The sequence below is a fragment of the Streptomyces sp. NPDC002698 genome, assembly GCF_042888945.1.
Lineage (GTDB): Bacteria > Actinomycetota > Actinomycetes > Streptomycetales > Streptomycetaceae > Streptomyces.
This window is the reverse complement of sequence record NZ_JBIAQM010000015.1, coordinates 139,651-161,815: the sequence shown is the minus strand read 5'-3', so window position 1 is coordinate 161,815 and position 22,165 is coordinate 139,651. Positions and strand designations below refer to the sequence as shown.

Annotated in this window: 1 protein-coding gene; it reads left to right on the top strand. The window is 74.6% G+C overall.

The window, feature by feature from the left end:
* Positions 1-5: 5 nt before the first annotated feature.
* Positions 6-22,091: a non-ribosomal peptide synthase/polyketide synthase gene (locus ACFYW9_RS22295; RefSeq protein ID WP_389153097.1), complete on the top strand. Its 22,086-nt coding sequence runs from the start codon at positions 6-8 to the stop codon at positions 22,089-22,091.
* The last annotated feature ends 74 nt before the right edge of the window (positions 22,092-22,165 follow it).

The window sequence follows — 22,165 nt, the reverse complement described above, 5'->3', positions numbered from 1 at the left end:
GGACGCTGCGCCGCGCGCTCGCCCGCACGGCCGGCGAACCGACCCTGCTGGCCGCGTACGCGGCTCTGCTGCACCGCTACGGCGGCGCGCACGACGTCACCGTCGGGGTCGAGGGGCTGCCGGTCAGGGTCGCGCTGGACGGCGGCACCGCGTTCGCGGAACTGGCGGACCGGGTGGCCGGGGCGCTCGCGCAGGCCCGCGACCACCGGGTCGAACTCGACCTGCTGATCGCCCAGTTGGTTCCGGAGCCGACCCGCGGCGGGGGCCTGCTGTTCAACACGGCTTTCCGGGCCGCGACCGGCGAGGCGTCAAGGGGCACGGAGACGGCAGCCGTTGAGACCGGCGAAGCGTCAGAGGGCGCGGCCGGAGCCGGTGAGCCCGTGCCGACCGCCGCCCCGGACGCCCTCCACCCCTCGCTGGACCTCACCCTCGAAGTCGGCCCCGATGAGCTGCGGCTGACCTACCGTCAGGACTTGTTCACGGACGCCACGGCCCACCGGATGGCGGACCACTACGCCACCCTGCTGGCCGACGCCCTGGCCCGCCCCGACACCCTCGTCGGGGAGCTGGAACTGCTCGGGGCCGAGGAGCGCCACCGCGTCCTCCTGGAGTGGAACGACACCGGGCACGACGTCGCCTCCCGCACCTGGCCGGAGATGTTCGCCGAACAGGTGCGCCTGCGGCCGGACGCCGTCGCGCTGGTCTTCGAGGACGTCCGCCTGACCTACGCCGAACTCGACGAACGCGCCAACCGGCTGGCCCACACCCTCATCGCGCGCGGCGCCGGACCCGAACGGGTCGTGGCCCTCGCCGTCCCCCGCTCCGCCGAGCTGATCGTCGCCGAGGTCGCGGTGCTCAAGGCGGGCGCGGCCTATCTCCCCGTCGACACCGACTACCCGGCCGACCGCGTCTCGTACATGCTGGCCGACGCCTCACCCGTCTGCCTGATCACGACGGCGGAGGTGGCCGGCGACATCCCGCCGTGCCCGGGCACGGACGTCCTGGTCCTCGACGCGCCCGGGACGAGGAGCGAGCTGGCGGCGAGCCCGGTCCACGACCCGGGGGAGTCCGACCGCGGTCCGCTGGCCGTCGCGGGTGCCGCCTACGTCATCTACACCTCCGGTTCCACCGGCCGCCCCAAGGGCGTGGTGCTCTCCCACGCCGGTGTCGCCAAACTCGTCGCCACCCAGACCGAGCGGTTCGGGATCGGACCGCACAGCCGCGTCCTCCAGTTCGCCTCACCGAGCTTCGACGTCGCCTTCTGGGACCTGTGCCTCGGCCTGCTCTCCGGCGGCCGCCTCGTCGTCGTGCCCACCGAACTGCGCGTCCCGGGCGCTCCGCTCGCCGACTACGCCCACGCCCACGGCATCACCTTCATGATCCTCCCGCCGGCCCTCCTCGCCGCCATGCCCGAGGACGTCGAACTGCCGTCGGCCACCCTGCTCGCCGGCACCGAACGGGTCTCGCCCGAGCTCGTCGGCCGCTACGCCCGCGGCCGGATGATGTTCAACGCCTACGGCCCCACCGAGGCCACCACCAACTCCACGCTCGGCCTGTGCGACCCCGACACCCCCGCCGGCACCGTCGTGCCCATCGGCGTGCCCGACCCGGGCACCCGCGCCTACGTCCTCGACGCCCGGCTGCGGCCCGTCCCCGCCGGTGTCACGGGCGAGCTCCACCTCGGCGGCGCCGGACTGGCCCGCGGCTATCTCGGACGGCCCGGCCTGACCGCCGAACGCTTCGTCGCCGACCCCTTCGGCGACCCGGGGGAGCGGCTGTACCGCACCGGCGACCTCGTGCGCTGGAAGGCCGACGGACGCCTGGAGTTCCTGGGACGCGCGGACGACCAGGTGAAGATCCGCGGCTTCCGCATCGAGCCGGGCGAGATCGAGTCGGTCCTGCGCGCCCACCCCGCCGTCGACCAGGCCGCGGTGGTCATCCGCGAGGACAGGCCGGGCGACCGCAGGCTCGCCGCCTATGTCGTCCCCTCCCTCGACGCGGGAGCGGGCGCCGGTGCCGACGAACGGGTCCGGGAGTGGAAGGACCTCCACGAACTGCTGTACTCCGCCGCGGGAGCCGAGGGCCGGCGCGAGGACACCACGGCCCACGACCGGGGCACCGGGGGACTGCGCGAGAACTTCGCGGGCTGGAACAGCATGTACGACGGTCTGCCCATCCCGGTCCGGGAGCTGCGGGAGTGGCGCGACGCGACCGTCGACCGCGTCCGGGAACTCCGGCCGCGCCGGATCCTGGAGATCGGCGTCGGCAGCGGTCTCCTCCTCTCGCGCCTGGCGCCCGCCTGCGAGGAGTACTGGGGCACCGACCTCTCCGAGGAAGCCGTGCGCGCCCTGCGCGCCCAGGTCGCGTCCGCCGAGGAGCTCGCCGGACGCGTCCGGCTCGACGCCCGCCCCGCGCACGACACCACCGGTCTGCCGCGCGGCCACTTCGACACCGTCGTCCTCAACTCCGTCGCCCAGTACTTCCCCGGCGCCGGCTATCTCGCCGACGTGCTCCGGGCCGCCGGAGAACTGCTGGCGCCGGGCGGCAGCCTGTTCGTGGGCGACGTCCGCAACGCCCGCCTGCTCCGGTGCCTGCGCGCCGCGGTGGAGATCCGGCGCGCCGCCGACCCCGAGGACAAGCAGGCCCTGCGCGCCGCCGTCGAGCGGTCGGTCGCCTGGGAGGGCGAACTGCTCCTCGACCCCGACTTCTTCGCCACCCTGGACGGCTTCGACGCCGACATCCGCGTCAAGCGGGGCGGCCACCACAACGAACTGACCCGGTACCGGTACGACGTCGTCCTGCGCAAGCGGTCCGGCGCCCCCACCACGACAGCCGCCCCCGCCGCCCCGCACACCACGGCGTGGTCCAAGCTGAACGGACTCGACGCCGTCGACGCGCTGCTCGCCGACGGCCGTGCCCCGCTGCGGATCACGGGCGTGCCCAACGCCCGTCTCGCCCGCGACCTGGCCGCGCTGGCCACCCTCGACGACAGCAGCCGCACCCCGGCACCGGTCGACGCCCCCGACCCCGAGGCCTTCCACGCCCTCGGCGCCCGGCACGGTCTGCGCGTGGCCGTCACCTGGAACGGCGGCTCCGACGACGGCGGCCTCGACGTGCTCCTCGCCCCCTCCGGGACACCGCTCCCCGGACCGTACGAGGTGAACGGCGTAGTGTCCCGCGCCAACCGCCCGGCACCCTTCAGGGACGTGAACTCCCTGATGAAGACGCTGCGTTCGTACGTGACCGGACAGCTCCCGGAGTACATGGTCCCCGCCGCCCTCGTCCCCCTGGACCGCCTGCCGGTCACCCCGAGCGGCAAACTCGACGCGACCGCGCTCCCGGCTCCCGACTACGCCGCCCTCAGCTCCGGACGCCGCCCCCGGGACGCGCGCGAGGAACTGCTCTGCGCGGCCTACGCCGAGGTGCTCGGCCTGGACTCCGTCACCGTCGACGACGACTTCTTCGCGCTCGGCGGCGACAGCATCACCGCCATCCAGCTCCTCGTACGCGCCCGCGCGGCGGGCCTGCGCCTCAGCTCCCGTGACGTGTTCCGGCACCGCACCGTGGCCGCACTCGCCGAGGTGGCCGTCGACCGGACCGACCGGACCGACGGCACCGGCGGCCCGTCCGAGGCCCCCCTGCTCGACCTGACCGAGGCCGAGCGCGCGGCCCTCCAGGGCGAACACCCCCTCCCCGTCGAAGCCCTGCTGCCGCTGAGCCCGCTCCAGGAGGGCTTCTACTTCCACTCCGTCGTGGACGGGGAGGCCCGCGACGCCTACGTGGTGCAGCAGGCCCTCGAACTGGCCGGGCCGGTCGACGCCGAGGCGCTGCGCCGGTCCGTCCAGCGGGTCCTGGACCGGCACGCCCCGCTGCGCTCCTGCTTCCGCACGCTCCCCGACGGCCGGCCCGTGCAGATCGTGGCCGCCGGCGTGGAACTTCCGTGGCGCGAGGTGGACCTCTCCTTCCAGGACGGCCCGATCGCGGACGCGCTCGCCGACGCCGTGGCCGCCGACGAGCGGGGCCGCCGCTTCGACCTCGCCCACCCGCCCCTGATGCGCTGCACCCTCGTGCGCATGGCGGGGGAGAACTGCCGCCTGCTGCTCACCTTTCATCACATCGTCGCTGACGGCTGGTCGCTGCCCGTGCTGCACCGCGAGCTGATGGCGGGCTACGGGGACGCCCCCGCCCCGCTGCCCGAGGTCACCCCGTACGCCTCGTACCTGCGAAGTCTGGCCGGCGCCGACCGGGACGCCGCCCGCACGGCCTGGCGTGCGGCCCTCGCCGGGACCGAGGACGCCACCCGGCTGGTCGAGACCCCCGCCGACGGCGGCCCGGTCGAGCCGGCGCAGGTCCGCGTCGAACTGTCCGAGCGGGTCACCGCACGGCTGACCGCCCGCGCCCGGGAACTGGGCGTCACGCTCGGCACGGTCGTGCAGGGCGCCTGGGGCCTGCTCGTCGGCCGGCTGACCGCCCGTCAGGACGTGCTGTTCGGCACCACGGTCTCCGGCCGGGACGCCGAGGTCGAGGGCATCGAGTCGATGGTCGGTCTGTTCATCAACACCCTGCCCACCCGGCTGCGCTGGGAGCCCGCCGACACCCTCGCCGGGCTGCTCGGCCGCCTCCAGGACGAACAGGCCCGGCTCCTCGACCACCAGCACCTCGGCCTCGCCGAGATCCAGCGCGTCGCCGGGCACGCCGGCGGCGGCGAACTCTTCGACACCCTGGTCGTCTTCGAGAACTACCCGGCCGCGAGCGGCCTCGCCGACCCCACCGGCACCGTCCGCGTCACCGGACACGAGTTCCACGACACCGTCCACTATCCGCTCGCCCTCGTCGTGAAGCCGGGCCGCCGGCTCGACCTGCGGCTCAAGCACCACACCCGGCGGATCGGCACCGAGGAGGCGCGGCGCCTCGCGGACCGGCTCACCCTGGTGCTGCGGGCCCTGGCCGACGACCCCGGACAGCGCGCCGCCGACATCGGCCTGCTCACGGAGGCGGAGCGGGCCGGTGCCCATCTGGCGGGGGAGTCCGTCCCCGTCCCGGACACCACGCTCGCCGCCGCCTTCGAGGCCCAGGTGGCCCGTACCCCCGAGGCCTCCGCCGCGGTCGACGAGGGCGAGACCCTCAGCTACCGCGAACTCGACCTGCGGGCCGACCGGGTGGCGCGGCGGCTGCGCGCCCGCGGCGCCGGTCCCGGCACGGTCGTCGCGGTCGCCGTGCCGCGCTCGACGGACCTCCTCGTCGCCCTGCTGGGTGTGCTCAAGTCCGGCGCCGCCTATCTTCCGGTCGACATGGACTACCCCGCCGACCGGGTGACCCACATGCTGGCCGACTCCGGGACCGCCACCGTCGTCACGACCAGCGGGACCGCGCCCCGGCTGCCGTCGGTGCCGGGCCTGGCCCCCCTGCTGGTGGACGCCCCGACCGAACCCGCGGCCGCGAGCGTGCCGCCCCCCGCTCCGGCCGGCCCCGACGATCCGGCCTACCTGATCTACACCTCCGGCTCCACCGGCCGCCCCAAGGGCGTCGTCGTCACCCATCGCGCGATCGTCAACCGGCTCGCCTGGATGCAGAACCAGTACGGGCTGACCGCCGACGACCGGGTGCTCCAGAAGACCCCCGCCAGCTTCGACGTCAGCGTCTGGGAGTTCTTCTGGGCCCTGTGCGAGGGGGCCTGCGTCGTCCTCGCCCGCCCCGACGGACACCGGGACCCCGCCTACCTCGCCGGGCTCGTCCGCGAGCGACGCGTCACCACCCTGCACTTCGTGCCCTCCATGCTGGAGGCCTTCCTGCGGTCCGAGGAGATCACCGCCGACCCCACCTGGTCGCGTTCCCTGCGCCGCGCCTTCAGCAGCGGCGAGGCCCTGCCCGGCTCGGCCGCGGCCGAATGGCGCGAGCTCACCGGCGTGCCCCTGCACAACCTCTACGGCCCCACCGAGGCCGCCGTCGACGTCACCCACCATCCCTACGACGGCACCCCCGGCACGACCGTGCCCATCGGCCGCCCGGTCTGGAACACCGGCCTGCGCGTCCTCGACGCCTGCCTGCGCCCGGTCCCCGAAGGCGTCCCCGGGGAGCTCTACCTGACCGGCGTCCAGCTCGCCCGCGGCTACCACGCCCGGCCCTCCCTGACCGCCGAGCGGTTCGTGGCCGACCCCTACGGCGGTACCGGCGAACGGATGTACCGGACCGGGGACCTGGTGCGCCGCCGCGCCGACGGCGTCGTCGAGTACCTCGGGCGCACCGACCGCCAGGTCAAGATCCGCGGCAACCGGATCGAACTCGGTGAGATCGAGGCCGCGTTGGCGCGGCACCCCGCCGTCGCCCAGGCCGCCGTCACCGTCGCGGACGGCACCCTCGTCGCCTACGCCGTCCCCGCCCGCGGAGCGGCCCCGGAACCGGCCGAACTGCTCGCCCGGCTCGCGGAGTCGCTGCCCGCGCCCATGGTCCCCGGCGCCTGCGTGGTCCTGGACACCCTGCCCCTGACCCCGAGCGGCAAGCTCGACCGGGCGGCCCTGCCCGCCCCGACGACGGTCCGCGCCGAGCCGCGCGCCCCGCGCGGCGACCGCGAGCGGACCCTGACCGAGATCTTCGCGGCGGTGCTCAGGCTCGACGAGGTCGGGATCGACGACGACTTCTTCATGCTCGGCGGCGACAGCATCACCTCGATCGGCGTCTCCAGCCGCGCCCGCCGGGCCGGACTGGAGGTGAACCCCCGTGACGTCTTCGAGCACCGCACCCCGGCCGCCCTCGCGGCCGCCGCCGTCCCCGGCGCCGGACCCGCCCGCGCCGCCCGCTCCGCCTTCGCCCTCACCCCCGAGGAGACCGAGCGCGTCCACCGGCTCAGCCCCGGCCCGGTGGAGGACATCTGGCCCCTCGCCCCGCTCCAGGAAGGCCTGTTCTTCCACTCGACGTACGACAGCGGAGCCCTCGACGTCTACACGGTCCACGAGTCCTTCGACCTCGCCGTCCCGCTCGACACGGACCGGCTGCGCACGGCCGTCGCCGTCCTGCTGGAGCGCAACCCGGGCCTGCGCGCCGGATTCACCAGCGAAGGACTGCGCCAGCCGGTGCAGTTCATCGTCGCGGACCCGCCCGTCCCGCTCGAAGAGGTCGACCTGTCGGCCCTGACGGCCGGCGAACAGGACGCCAGGCTCGTCGAGTTGACCGAAGCCGAGCGCGCCCGGCGCTTCGACCTGACCCGCCCGCTGCTCTTCCGCGTGCTCCTCGTGCGGCTCGGTGCCGGACGCGGCGACCGGCTGATCATCGGCCGCCATCTGCTGCTGTGGGACGGCTGGTCCGCCTGGACCTTCCTCGACCAGCTCTTCGCCCTGTACGAGTCCGGCGGCGACCCCGGATCGCTGCCCGCGCCCGGTTCGTACCGCGACTACCTGACCTGGCTGGAGACGCAGGACGACGCCGTCGCCACCGGCGCCTGGCGGACCGCGCTCGCCGGCCTCGACGAACCCACCCTGCTCGCCGCCGCCGACCAGGGCCTCGAACCGGGCATCCCGGACCGCCTCGACGCGGTCCTGACGGCGGAACTCGGCGAGCGGCTGCGCGGGCAGGCGCGCCGCCACGGCCTGACCCTCAACTCGGTGCTCACCGCCGCCTGGGGCCTGACCCTGGCCGCCGCGACCGGCCGCACCGACGTCGTCTTCGGCACCACCGTCGCCGGCCGGCCCAGCGAGGTGCCGGACATCGAGCACGTCATCGGCATGTTCCTCAACACCGTCCCCGCCCGTATCGCGTACGACCCGGCCGAGTCCGTCCTCGAACTGCTGCGCCGGGTGCAGGACGAGCGGCTGGCCGTGATGCCGTACGAGTACCTGGGCCTGGGCGTCCTCCAGGCCGAGACCGGTCACCGCAGGCTCTTCGACACCCTCTTCGTGCTGCGCAACAGCGACACCGAGGAGCGGCTCGCGGAACTGGCGGAGCGGCACGGGGCCACCGCCGTCGCCAACGTCGACGCCACCCACTACCCGGTGAACCTGGTCGTCACCCCCGGCCGGTGCATCCAGGTCATGCTCACCCACCGCCCCGACGTCGTGCCGCGTCCGAGGGCCCAGGCCCTCCTGGACCGCTTCACCCTGCTGCTGGAACGCCTGGCCGCCGATCCGGACGCTCCCGTGGGCCGACTCGACCCGCTGCTGCCGGACGAGCACGCCGCGCTGGCCGCCGAACACGCCATCAGCCGTGTCCCGGCCCCCGAGGACACCATCGCCGACCTGCTCGCCGTCCAGGCCGCCGCGACCCCCGACGCCGTCGCCCTGGTCTTCGGCGACAGCACCCTGACGTACGCCGAGCTGGACGCCCGGATCAACCGGACGGCGGCGCTTCTGCTGGCCCGGGGTGCCGGGCCCGAGCGGGTCGTGGCACTCGGCCTGCCCCGCTCGCCCGACATGGTCGTCGCCCTGTTCGCCGTCCTGCGGGCGGGCGCCGCCTATCTGCCGCTCGAACTGGACCATCCGGACGACCGGTTGGCGGCCATGCTCGACGACGCCCGGCCCGCCCTGATCCTGTCCACGGCCCCCGTCGCCGCCCGTTTCCCGGGCGCGGCCGCCGGAACACCCCGCGTCCTGCTGGACGATCCGGCCGTCGAGGCCGAACTGGCCGCCTTCCCGGGTGACTTCACCCGGCGGCGGTTCAGCCTGGAGCACCCCGCGTACGTCATCTACACCTCCGGCTCCACGGGGCGGCCCAAGGGCGTCGTCACCCCGTACCGCGGTCTGACGAACATGCAGCTCAACCACCAGAAGGAGATCTTCACCCCGGCCATCGCCTCGGCCGGAGGACGGCGGCTGCGGATCGCGCACACCGTGTCCTTCGCCTTCGACATGTCGTGGGAGGAACTGCTCTGGCTCGTCGAGGGCCACGAGGTGCACATCTGCGACGAGGAACTGCGGCGCGACGCCGAGGCGCTGGTCGCGTACTGCGAGACCCACCGTGTCGACGTCGTGAACGTGACCCCCACCTACGCCCATCTCCTCATGGAGCAGGGCCTGTTGGAGGAACACCGTCCCCCGCTCGTCCTGCTCGGCGGCGAAGCCGTCTCGGAGGCGGTGTGGAACCGGCTCAGGGACACCGAGGGCACGTACGGCTACAACCTCTACGGCCCCACCGAGTACACGATCAACACGCTCGGCGGCGGCACCCTCGACAGCGCCGCTCCGACCGTCGGCCGCCCCATCCGCGGCACCCGCGCGCACCTCCTGGACGCCTGGCTGAGGCCGGTGCCCGACGGCGTGCCCGGCGAGCTGTACATCGCCGGGATCGGCCTGGCCCGCGGCTATCTCGACCGGCCGGGCCTGACCGCGGAGCGCTTCGTCGCCGACCCGTTCGGCGAACCGGGCGAACGCATGTACCGCACCGGCGACCTCGTCCGCCGCAACCCCGACGGCAACCTGGACTTCCTCGGCCGCACCGACGACCAGGTCAAGATCCGTGGCTACCGCGTGGAACCGGGCGAGATCGAGACCGCGCTCGCCCAGCACCCCGCCGTCGCCCAGGCCGCCGTCATCGCCCGCGACGACGCGTCGGTCCCCGGCACGCAGCGCCTGATCGGCTATGTGGTCCCCGCCGAACGCAGCGGTGAGGAACGGGAGTGGGTGGCGCGCGAACACGTCGGTGAGTGGCAGGACGTCTACTCCGACGAGTACGAGCGGATCAGCACCGCCCTGTTCACCGAGGACTACGCGGGCTGGGACAGCAGTTACGACGGCCGGCCGATCCCCTTCGCCGAGATGAGCGAGTGGCGCGAGCGGACCGTCGAGCGCGTCCGGGAACTGAACCCGCGCCGCGTGCTGGAGATCGGCGTCGGCTCCGGGCTGCTGCTGTCACGGCTGGCTCCCGACGCCGAGGCCTACTGGGCGACGGACTTCGCCGCCCCCGTGATCCGCAAGCTCGGCGAGGAACTGGGGCGCGATCCCGCGCTCGCCGCCAAGGTCGAACTGCGCTGCCGGCCCGCCCACGACCTGACGGGCCTGCCCGAGGGCTGGTTCGACACCGTCGTCATCAACTCCGTCGTCCAGTACTTCCCCGGCATCGACTACCTCACCGAGGTCGTCGAAGGAGCCATGCGGCTGCTGCGGCCCGGTGGGGCGCTGTTCGTCGGCGACGTGCGCAACCCCCGCCTCGCCCCCGTCTTCCACACCGCCGTCCAGCTCACCCGGGCGGCCGCCGACGCGGACCCCGAGGACGTCCGCAGGGCCGCCGGGCGCGGACTGCGGCTGGAGAAGGAACTCCTCGTCGACCCCGACTGGTTCACCACCCTCGGACACGACGTCGACCTGCGCACCAAGCGCGGCCATCACCACAACGAACTCTCCCGGCACCGCTACGACGCCGTCCTGTACCGCGAGGGCGCCGACCCGCTCGACCTGTCCCGCGTGCCCGCCGTCCCGTGGTCCGCCGACCTCGTGACCTGGCTCGGCGAACAGCGGCCCGGACGGCTGCGCGTCACCGAGGTGCCCGACGCGCGCACCGCGGGGGAACGCGCGGCACTGCGCGCCCTGCAGGACGGCCGCGTCGTCGGACCCGACGCCGTCGGCGGGGGAGTGGACCCGGAGGACCTGCACGCGCTCGGCGCCGCCCTCGGCTACCGGGTGCTCACCACCTGGTCGGCCGAACCCGGCCGCTACGAAGCCGTGTTCGTGCGGGCGGACGAGGAGCGGGCGGACGGAAAGGGCCGGGACCGAGGAGCCGCGGCCGCCCGCCCGGCCCCCCGGCCCGTCACCGGGCTGTACCGGCCCGGCGGCGGCGAACCCCCGTACGCCAACGCGCCGACGGCCGCCCGTGACAGGGACACCCTGATCCGGCGGGTGCGCGAGGACCTGAAGACACGGCTGCCCGACTACATGGTGCCCGCCGCCTTCGTCGTCCTCGACCGGCTGCCCATGAACGACAACGGCAAGCTCGACGTCCGCGCGCTGCCCGAGGCCGAACCCGCCGCCGCGCCCGGCACCGGCCGCGGCCCGCGCACCCCCCGCGAAGAAGTCCTGTGCCGCCTCTTCGCCGAGGTCCTCGGACTGCCGGAGGTGGGCGCCGAGGACGGGTTCTTCGACCTGGGCGGCCACTCCCTGCTCGCCACCCGGCTGATCAGCCGCGCCCGCACCGAACTGGGCGCCGAACTGGCGATCCGCGACCTGTTCGAGGCACCCACACCGGAACTGCTCGCCGCCCGCGCCGACGGCGGACGGCCGGCCCGTCCCACCGTCACCGCCGTGGCCGGACGCCCCGGACGCGTCCCGCTCTCCGCGGCTCAGCGCCGCCTGTGGCTGGTCGAGCGGATCACCGGTGGCGGCGCCGCCTACAACTTCCCGCTGGTCTTCCGGCTGCGCGGCGAACTCGATCCGGACGCCCTGCGCGAGGCCCTGCACGACGTGGTGGCGCGGCACGAATCGCTGCGCACGCTGGTCGGGGAGCACGACGGCGAGCCGTACCAGCGCGTGCTGGACGCGCGCGAGGCCGTCGTCCCGTTCACGGTGACCGACTGCGCCGAGGCCGAACTGCCCGCGCTGATCGAGGCGGAGCAGCGCCGGCCGTTCGACCTCGCCGCCGAACCGCCCCTGCGGGCCACGGTGTTCCGCCCCGTGCCGGGCGGCGGGAACGACGGCTGCGTCGTCGCGCTCGTGCTGCACCACATCGTCACCGACGAATGGTCCGACCGGCCGTTCCTGGCCGACCTGGACACCGCCTACCGGGCACGGACCTCCGGCACCGCCCCGGCCCTCGCGCCCCTGGCGGTGCAGTACGCCGACTACACGCTCTGGCAGACGGAGCTCCTGGCCCAGGTGGGCGAGCGCCAACTCGCCTACTGGACCGAGACCTTGCGCGCCCTGCCCGAGGAACTGACGCTGCCCCTGGACCGGCCGCGCCCGGCCGAGCCCAGCGGACGCGGCGCCACCCTGCGCCGCGAACTGCCCCGCGAGCTGGGGGAGGCGCTGCGCGAGCTGTCGGCCACGACCGGCACCAGCATGTTCATGCTGTTCCAGGCCGCCACGGCCGCCCTGCTGCACCGCCTGGGCGCGGGTGACGACATCCCGCTCGGGGCACCCATCGCCGGACGCACGGACAGCGCGCTCGACGACCTGGTCGGCTTCTTCGTCAACACCCTGGTCCTGCGCACGGACCTCTCCGGCCCCGACCTGTCGTTCCGTCAACTGCTGGCCAGGGTCAAGGAGTCGGACCTCGCCGCCTTCGAGCACCAGGACCTCCCCTTCGACCGTGTCGTCGAGGCCCTCAACCCGCCGCGCGTGGCGGGCCGCAACCCGCTGTTCCAGGTCATGCTCGGCTATCACCACCGCCCCGACGGCGACCCGGACCTGCTGGGCCTGCCCACCGAGTGGTACGACATGGACACCGGCACCGCCAAGTTCGACCTCGACCTCACCTTTGTCGACGAGGGCGCCGGCGGCCGCGTCACCCTGCTCCTGGAGTACGCCACCGATCTCGTCGACCCGGCCACCGCCGGACTCCTCGCCGAACGCCTCGTCCTGCTGCTGCGCCAGGCTTCCGGCACCCCGGACCTGCCCCTCGCGGCGATCGACCTGCTCACGGACACCGAGCGGACGGCCGCCGCGCACACCTGGAACGACACCGCCCACCCGGTGGAGACCCGGTCCGTTCCGGAGATCCTGGCCGCCGCGGCGGCCGCGCACCCCGGGCGGACCGCCCTGGTCACCGCCACCGGCAGCCTCACCTTCGCCGAGCTGTCCGCCCGCGTCGACGCCGTCGCCGGACTGCTCCTGCGGCACGGAGCGGGCGAGGGCACGGTCGTGGCCCTGGCCCTGCCCCGGGACGCGATGGTGCCCGCCCTGCTCGGTGTGCTCCGCGCGGGCGCCGCCTACCTGCCCCTCGACCCCGCGTACCCGGCCCACCGGCTGGAGCACATGCTCACCGACGCGGCCCCGGTCTGCGTGCTCACCACCACCGGGCAGGCCGCCCGGCTGCCCGAACAGCCGGGCCTGCCGCGACTGTTCCTGGACGCCCCGCTCCCGGCGGCCCACCCGGTCCCGCCGCGCACCCACCACCCGCTGTCCGCCGCCTACACGATCTACACCTCCGGCTCCACCGGCACCCCCAAGGGCGTGACCGGCACCCACCGCGGACTGTCCAACCTGTTCGCCTCCCACCGGCGCGACCTGATCGCACCCGCGGTCCAGGACACCGGCCGGGGCGTCCTGCGGGCCCTGCACGCGGCCTCGTTCAGCTTCGACGGGTCCTGGGAACCGCTGCTGTGGCTGCTCGCCGGACACGAACTGCACGTCGTCGACGAGGCCACCCTGCTCGACCCGGCCGCACTGCTCGCCACCCTGGACGAGCGGGCCATCGACTTCGTCGACCTCACCCCGACCTATCTGCGCGAGCTCCTCCACCACGGCTTCCTCGCCCCCGGCAGCCGTACACCGGCCGTCATCGCGGTCGGCGGCGAGGCCACCCCCGCCGCGCTCTGGCGGCGCCTGGACGCTCTGCCGGGCGTCGCCGCGCACGACCTGTACGGGCCCACCGAGTGCGCCGTCGACGCGTACGGCTGGCACGGCGGCGGCACCGGCCGCCCCGCCTGGGCGGCGCCGCTCGACAACATCCGCGCCCACGTCCTCGACGACCGGCTGCGCACCGCGCCCGTCGGCGTCCCCGGCGAGCTGTACCTCGCCGGCGAGGGCCTGGCCCGCGGCTATCTGGGCCGGCCCGCCCTCACCGCGGAACGCTTCGTCGCCGACCCGCACAGCCCGTCCGGCGAGCGCATGTACCGCACCGGCGACCTCGTGCGGCGCCGCGCGGACGGCACCCTCGAATTCCTCGGCCGCGCGGACGAGCAGGTCAAACTGCGCGGATTCCGCGTCGAACCCGGCGAGATCGAGACCGCCACGACCGCCCACCCCTCCGTCTCCGCGGCGGCGGTCGTCGTCCGTGAGGACACACCGGGAACGCGCCGGCTCGTCGCCTACGTCGTCCCCGCCACGCCCGACGGCACCGATCCGGCGACGCTGCGCGCCCACCTCGCGGCCGTCCTGCCCGAGCACATGGTCCCCGCCGCCTTCGTCCCGCTCGCCGCCCTGCCCCGCACGGTCAGCGGCAAGCTGGACCGCGCCGCCCTTCCCGCACCCGACACGACGGCGGCCCCCGGCGGACGGCTGCCGCGCACCGCCCGCGAGGAACTGCTGTGCGAGCAGTTCGCCGCCGTGCTCGGCGTGGACCGCGTCGGCATCGACGACGACTTCTTCGCCCTCGGCGGCCACTCGCTCCTCGCCATGCGCCTGGTCAGCCGCGTCCGCGCCGCACTCGACACCGAACTGTCCCTGCGCACGGTCTTCGACGCGCCCACCGTGGCCCGCCTCGCCGCCCACCTGGACGCGGCACGCACCGCCGCCCGCCCGGCCCTCACCGCCGGCCGGGCCCGCCCCGAACGGCTGCCCCTCTCCTCCGCCCAGCGCCGCCTGTGGCTGCTCCACCAGGTGGACGGACCCACCCCCGCCTACAACATCCCCGCCGCCTGGCGGCTCACCGGCGCCCTGGACCGTGCCGCCCTGGAAGCCGCGCTCGGCGACCTCGTCGCCCGGCACGCCACCCTGCGCACCGTCTTCCCCACCGGCCCCGACGGCCTGCCCCACCAGCACGTCCTGGAACCGGAACAGGCACGGATCACCCTCCGCACGGAATCCGCGGACCGGCTCGCCGAGGCCGCCGCGCACCCCTTCGACCTGGCCACCGAACCCCCGCTGCGCGCCACCCTCTGCGAGACCGGCCCGGACGAGCACGTCCTGCTCCTGCTGCTCCACCACATCGCCACCGACGAGTGGTCCGACCGGCCGCTGCTCGCCGATCTCGGCACCGCCTACGCGGCCCGCGCCGCCGGTCACGCCCCCGACTGGGCCCCGCTCCCGGCGACGTACGCCGACTACACGCTCTGGCAGGAGGAAGTGCTCTCCACCGACGGCGACGCACTGCTCGCCCACTGGACCGAGCGGCTGGCCGGCCTGCCCGAGGAACTGACCCTGCCCACCGACCGGCCGCGCCCCCGCGAGTCCGGCCACGCGGGCGGCACCGTCGGCTTCACCCTCTCCCCGGCCCTCGAACGGAGGCTGCGGGAGCTGGCCCGCGCCGAGGGCGCCAGCATGTTCATGGTCGTGCAGGCCGCCGTGGCCGCCCTGCTCCACCGGCTCGGCGCCGGGGACGACATCCCTCTCGGGGCGCCGGTCTCCGGACGCGGCGACGAAGGACTGGAGAATCTGGTCGGGTTCTTCGTCAACTCCCTGGTCCTGCGCACGGATCTGTCCGGCGCCCCCGGATTCGCCGACCTTCTGCGCCGGGTCCGCGAGACCGACCTCGCGGCCTACGACCACCAGGACCTGCCCTTCGAGCGGCTGGTCGAGGCACTCAACCCGGAACGCTCCCTCGCCCGGCACCCGTTGTTCCAGGTGATGGTCGTCCATCTGGGCGAGCCCGGCGGCGTCCCGGACCTCCCGGGTCTGACGGCACGGCGCGAACCGCTCGGCCCGCCGAGCGCCAAGTTCGACCTGAGCTTCGACTTCGTCGAACAGGGCGAAGGGGCGGGCATCCAGGGCTGGATCGAGTACAGCGCCGACCTGTTCGACGACAGCACCGTCCAGCGGATGGCGCACCGCCTCGTCCGCCTGCTGGAGCAGGTGGCCGCCGACCCCGCCCGCCCCGTACGCGATCTCGACGTGCTCGACGAGGACGAGCGCCGCGACGCGGTCGAGCGGTGGAACGACACCGTGCACGAGGTGCCGGCCACGACCCTCGTGGAACTGTTCCGCGCCCAGGCATTCCGGACGCCCGACGCGACCGCCCTGATCGAGGGTGAACAGCGGCTCACCTATGGCGAGTTGGAGTCCCGGGTCGAGCGCACCGCGCGGGTCCTGGCCGGGTTCGGCGCGGGACCCGAGCGCACGGTCGCGGTCGCGCTGCCCCGCTCGGTCGACCTCGTCGTCGCCCTGCTCGCGGTGCAGCGCACCGGGGCCGCCTATCTCCCGATCGACACCGAACACCCGCCGGAGCGCCGCGCGTTCATGCTCGCGGACGCCCGTCCGGTGTACGTGCTCGACGGCCCGCTGCCCGACGGCCCCGAAGGCGAACCGCCCGCCTCCGTGGACCCGTCGACCCCGGCCTACGTCATCTACACCTCCGGCTCCACCGGCCGGCCGAAGGCGGTACAGGTACCGCACCGGGGCATCGTCAACCGCCTGCTGTGGATGCAGGACACGTACGGTCTGACGGACACCGACCGCGTCCTGCAGAAGACCCCCGCCGGATTCGACGTGTCCGTGTGGGAGTTCTTCTGGCCGCTCATCACCGGAGCGACCCTGGTCCTCGCCCGCCCCGACGGACACCGGGACCCGGCCTACCTCGCCGGACTGATCAGGGAACAGGCCGTCACCACGGCTCACTTCGTGCCCTCGATGCTCCGCGCCTTCCTCGACGAACCCACCGCCGCGCACTGCACCGGACTGCGCCGCGTCCTGTGCAGCGGCGAGGCCCTGCCCGCCGGCCTCGCCGCACGCTTCCACACGCTCCTGCCGGCCGAACTGCACAACCTGTACGGGCCGACCGAGGCCTCCGTGGACGTCACGGCCGCACGGATCCCGCCGGGCGCCGACCGCGTCCCGATCGGCCGGCCGGTCTGGAACACCCGCCTGTACGTCCTGGACCGGGCGCTGCGGCCGGTGCCGCCGGGCGTCGCGGGCGAGCTCTACCTCGCGGGCGTCCAGCTCGCCAGGGGCTACCTCGACCGGCCCGGCCTGACGGCCGAACGCTTCGTCGCCGACCCGTACGGCCCGCCCGGCACCCGCATGTACCGCACCGGCGACCTCGCCCGCCTGACCGGCGCCGGAGTCCTCGAATACCTCGGCCGCACCGACGACCAGGTCAAGATCCGCGGCTTCCGCGTCGAACCCGGAGAGATCGAGACCGTCCTCGCCCGGCACGGGACGGTGGCCCACGCCGCCGTCGTGGCCCGCGAGCAGCGTCTCGTCGCCTACGTCGTCCCCGCCCCCGGCCACACTCCCGACCCCGCGGGCCTGCGCACCCACCTCGCCGCCCTGCTCCCCGACCACATGGTCCCCGCCGCCGTCATCACCCTCGACGCCCTGCCGCTCACCTCGAACGGCAAGCTCGACCGGAGGGCCCTGCCCGCACCCGACTTCGCGGCGGCCACCACCGGCACCCTGCCGCGCACCCCGCGCGAGGCCGAGCTGTGCGGTCTCTTCGCCGACGTCCTCGGCCTCGAACGGGTCGGCGTCGAGGACGACTTCTTCGGCCTCGGCGGGGACAGCATCGTCGCGATGCAACTCGTCGCCCGGGCCCGCGCCGCCGGACTCGCGATCAGCCCCCGCGACGTCTTCCGGCACAAGACGGCCGCCGCGCTGGCCGCCGTCGCCGGTGACCTGGCGGACAGCGCCGGCCCCGCGCCCGACGGCGACCTGTTCACGGCGCTCACCGACGACGAGCGCGCCGAACTCGCGGGACTCGGCGCCGCCGAGACCCTGCCGCTGTCACCCCTTCAGGCGGGGCTCCTGTTCCACGCCTCCTTCGACTCCGGCGACGACGGCCCCGACGTCTACACCGTGCAGGTCTCCTACGACCTCGACGGACCCCTGGACGGCGAGCGGCTGCGCAACGCGGGCCAGGCCCTGCTCGACCGGCACGGCAACCTCCGGGCCGGGTTCCGCTACCTGTCCTCCGGCCGCCCCGTCGCGGCCGTGCCCCGCACCGCCGTACTGCCCTGGCGCCAGGTCGACCTGTCGGACCTGGACGACACCGCCCGAGAGGAGCGGTGGAGCCGCTGCCTCGACCAGGAGCGGCGCCGGTTCGACCCGGCCGAGCCGCCGCTGCTGCGCCTGATGCTCGTCAAGGTCGGGCCGGCGGCACACCGGCTGGTCCTGTCCCACCAGCACCTCCTCCTCGACGGCTGGTCCGTCCCGCGCCTGTTCGGCGAGCTGTCCGAGCTCTACGCGGGCCGGGAACTGCCCGCCCCGGCGCCCTACCGCGACCACCTCGCCTGGCTCGGCCGCCAGGACGCCGAGGCCTCGGTCGCGGCCTGGGCGAACGCCCTGGACGGTCTGGAGGAACCCACCCACCTCGTGGCCGCCGACCCCGGCCGCGCCCCGGCGGTGCCCGAGACCCTGACCACACGACTGACCCCGGAGCTGACCGAAGCCCTCACCGGCCTCGCCCGCTCGCGCGGCCTGACGCTCAACACGCTGGTCCAGGGCGCCTGGAGCATCCTGCTCTCCCGGCTCACCGGACGTGCCGACGTCGTCTTCGGCGCCACCGTCTCGGGCCGCCCGCCGGAGCTGGCCGGTGTCGAGTCGATGATCGGCCTGTTCATCAACACCGTGCCCGTACGCGTCAGGATCGACGAACGGGAGAGCCTCGGCGCGTTCCTCGACCGCCTCCAGGACGAGCAGTCGCGGCTGATCGCGCACCAGCACGTCGGACTGTCCGACATCCAACGCGGCGCGGGCCTAGGCGAGTTGTTCGACACCCTCGTCGTCTTCGAGTCCTACCCGGACGCCGGGGGGCCCGGCCTCGGAGCCGACGACGGGCTGCGGGCCGAGGTGCGCGACCACCAGGACGCGACGCACTACCCGTTCGCCTGGGCCGTCGAGCCCGGCGAACGGCTGACGCTCACCGCCGAGTACCGCACCGACCTGTTCGACCCGACCGCCGTCGAACGGATCCGGACCGCGATGGTCCGGCTCTTCGAGGCGATGACCGCCGACGCCGGACAGCCGCTCGCCCGGACCGACATCCTCGGCCCCGACGACCGCCACACCGTCCTGGAGACCTGGAACGACACCGTCCTGCCCGTCGTCCCGGGCGCGCCGGCGACCGTGCCCGCGCTCTTCGAGGCGCAGGCCGCCGCCGGTCCGGACGAGGTCGCCGTCGTCTCGGGCACGGTCACCTGGACGTTCGCGGAACTGAACCGGCGCGCCAACCGGCTGGCCGGCCTGCTGGCCGAGCACGGCGCCGGACCCGAGCGGATCGTCGCCCTGTCGCTGCCGCGCACGGCCGACTTCATGGCCGCCGTGCTCGCGGTGATGAAGGCGGGCGCCGCCTACCTCCCCATCGACGCCGACCTGCCCGCCGAACGCGTCCTCACCCTCCTCGACGACGCCCGGCCCCGGCTCGTCCTGACCACCGAGGCCCTGGCGGACCGCCTCCCGGACAGCGACGTACCGCTGCTGATCCTGGACGCGGAGGAGACCGCCGGACGGCTGGCCCGCCAGTCGGCCGGGAACCCGGAAACCGGACCCGACCCGTACCACCCGGCGTACGTCATCCACACCTCCGGATCGTCCGGCCGCCCCAAGGGAGTCGTGGTCTGCCACCGCAGCGTGGTGAACCTCTTCCACAGCCACCGGAACATGCTCCACGACCTCGCCAAGCGCACCACCGGCCGGCGCCGTCTGCGCGTCGGACACGCCTGGTCGTTCTCCTTCGACGCCTCCTGGCAGCCCCAGTTGTGGCTGCTCGACGGGCATGCCCTGCACATCCTCGACGACGAGACCCGCCGCGACCCGGACCTCACGGCCGAGGCGATCCGGACCGAGGGACTCGACTTCATCGAGGTCACCCCCTCCTTCCTCGCCCAGATGGCCGACAGCGGCCTGATCGGCGACGGGTCCTGCCCGCTCGCCGTGGTCGGCGTGGGCGGCGAGGCCGTGCCGGACGCCCTGTGGAGCCAGCTGGCGGCGCTGGAGTCCACCGCGGCCTTCAACCTCTACGGCCCCACCGAGGCCACGGTCGACGCCCTCGCCGCCCGCGTAGGCGAGAGCGCCCGCCCCCTGGTCGGCCGCCCGGTCGGCAACACCCGCGCCTATGTGCTCGACGCGGCCCTGCGGCCCGTACCGCCGGGTGTGACAGGGGAGTTGTACCTCGCGGGAGAGGGACTGGCCCGGGGTTACCTCGGCCGGCCCGACCTGACCGCCGAGCGGTTCGTCGCCGATCCGTACGGCGCCCCCGGCACCCGCATGTACCGCACCGGCGACCTCGCCCGCTGGACCGAGGACGGCAGGATCGACTACCTCGGACGGGCGGACGACCAGGTCAAGATCCGCGGTTTCCGCGTCGAACTCGCCGAGATCGAGGCGGTACTGGACCGCCACGAGGACGTCGGCCAGGTCGTCGTCATCGCCCGCGAGGACCGGCCCAGGGTCAGGCAACTCGCCGCGTACGTCGTCCCCGTCGAGGGCGCCCGCAGCCCCGACCCCGAGGCGCTGCGCGCCCATGTGGCCGCCGTCCTGCCCGACTACATGGTCCCGGCCGCCGTGACCGTCCTGGACGAACTGCCCCTGCTCTCCAACGGCAAGCTCGACCGCAAGGCCCTCCCGGCCCCCGAGTTCACCCCCGCCGGGGGTGGCCGGGAACCCGCGAACGACCGGGAACGCACCCTGTGCGCCCAGTTCGCCGACGTGCTCGGACTGCCCGGGATCGGTGCCGACGACGACTTCTTCGCCCTCGGCGGCGACAGCATCGTCGCCATGCAGCTCGTCAGCCGGGCGCGCGCCGCCGGGCTGCGGGTCACCCCGCGCCAGGTCTTCCGGCACCGCACGGTCGCCGCGCTGGCCGCCGTCGCCGTCGAACTCGGCCCGGATGCCACGCACTTGGCACACGACGACGGCTCGGGCACGGTGGCGCCGACCCCGATCATGCACGCTCTGCGCGAACTGGGCGGGCCGATCGCGGGCTACCACCAGGTGGCCTTCGTCCAGACACCCGCCGCCCTCGACCCGGCCGCGCTGCGCACCGTGCTCCAGTCCGTCGCCGACCGGCACGACCTGCTCAGGGCACGCCTGGAGCGGACCGGCGGCGCGGACGGGGAACGATGGGCGCTCCAGGTGCCGCCGCCCGGCACCGTGGACGTGGCCTCGTGGCTGCGACGCGTCGACGTCACGGGCGCGGACACCACCGCCCTGCGCGCCGCCGTCGGCGAGCACGCCCGCGCGGCCCAGGACCGCCTCGACCCGGACGCCGGACGCATGGTCCAGGCCGTCTGGTTCGACGCGGGCCGCGGGACACCAGGACGTCTGCTCCTGCTCGTCCACCACCTCGTCGTCGACGGTGTCTCCTGGCGCGTCCTGCTGCCCGACCTCGCCGCCGCCTGGCGGGACGTCTCCGCGGGACGGACCCCCGGCCTCGCCCCGGTCGACCTGTCGTTCCGCCGCTGGTCGCGCAAGCTCGCCGAACGGGCCACCGATCCGGCACGCGAGGACGAACTCCCCCTGTGGACGCGGATCCTGGCCGACGCGCCCGCCCTTCCCACCCTCCGTGGGCTCGACAGCCGCCTCGACGTCACGGCCACCTCGCGGAGCCTGTCCCGCACCCTGCCGCCCGAGGTCACGGAGCCGCTGCTCGGCCGGGTTCCCAGCGTCCTCGGGGCGACCGTCAACGACGTGCTCCTGACCGCACTGGCCCTGGCCTTCGCCGACTGGCGCCGCCGACGGAGCGGGGGAGGGGAGACCGGCGGCGGGGTCCTGGTCGACCTGGAGGGCCACGGCCGCGAGGAGGAACTCGCCGGCGACGCCGATCTGTCGCGTACGGTCGGCTGGTTCACCAGCGTCGTGCCCGTACGCCTCGACCCCGGGGCGATCGACCTGGCCGACGCCTTCGCGGGCGGACCGACGCTGGACACCGCGCTGACCCGGGTCCGCGACCACCTGGCCGCCCTCCCGGCCGCGGGCGTCGGCCACGGCCTGCTGCGCCACCTCAATCCCGTCACCGGACCGCTGCTCGCCCGACTCGGCGCCCCCCAGGTCGAGTTCAACTACATGGGCCGCTTCGGGGTCCCCGAGGCCACCGACTGGTCGTACGCTCCCGAGGACGACGCCGCCGACCTCGACGGAGACCCGGGGATGCCGCTGAGCCACGCCCTGACCGTCAACGCCCTGACCGAGGACCTGCCCGCCGGTCCCGAGCTGTCCGCCCACTGGACCTTCGCCCCCGGCGTGCTGCCCGAGGAGTCGGTCCAGGACCTGGCGGACACCTGGTTCCGGGCGCTGCGGGCCCTGGTCGTCCGGGCCGGGTCCCCGGACGCGGGCCCGCGGAGCCCCGGCACCGGGGCACCCTGACCTCTGACCCCTGACGCCCCGTCCGCATCCGACCCCCGACCTCCCCACCGCACCGCCCGACCGAGAGGAACGAC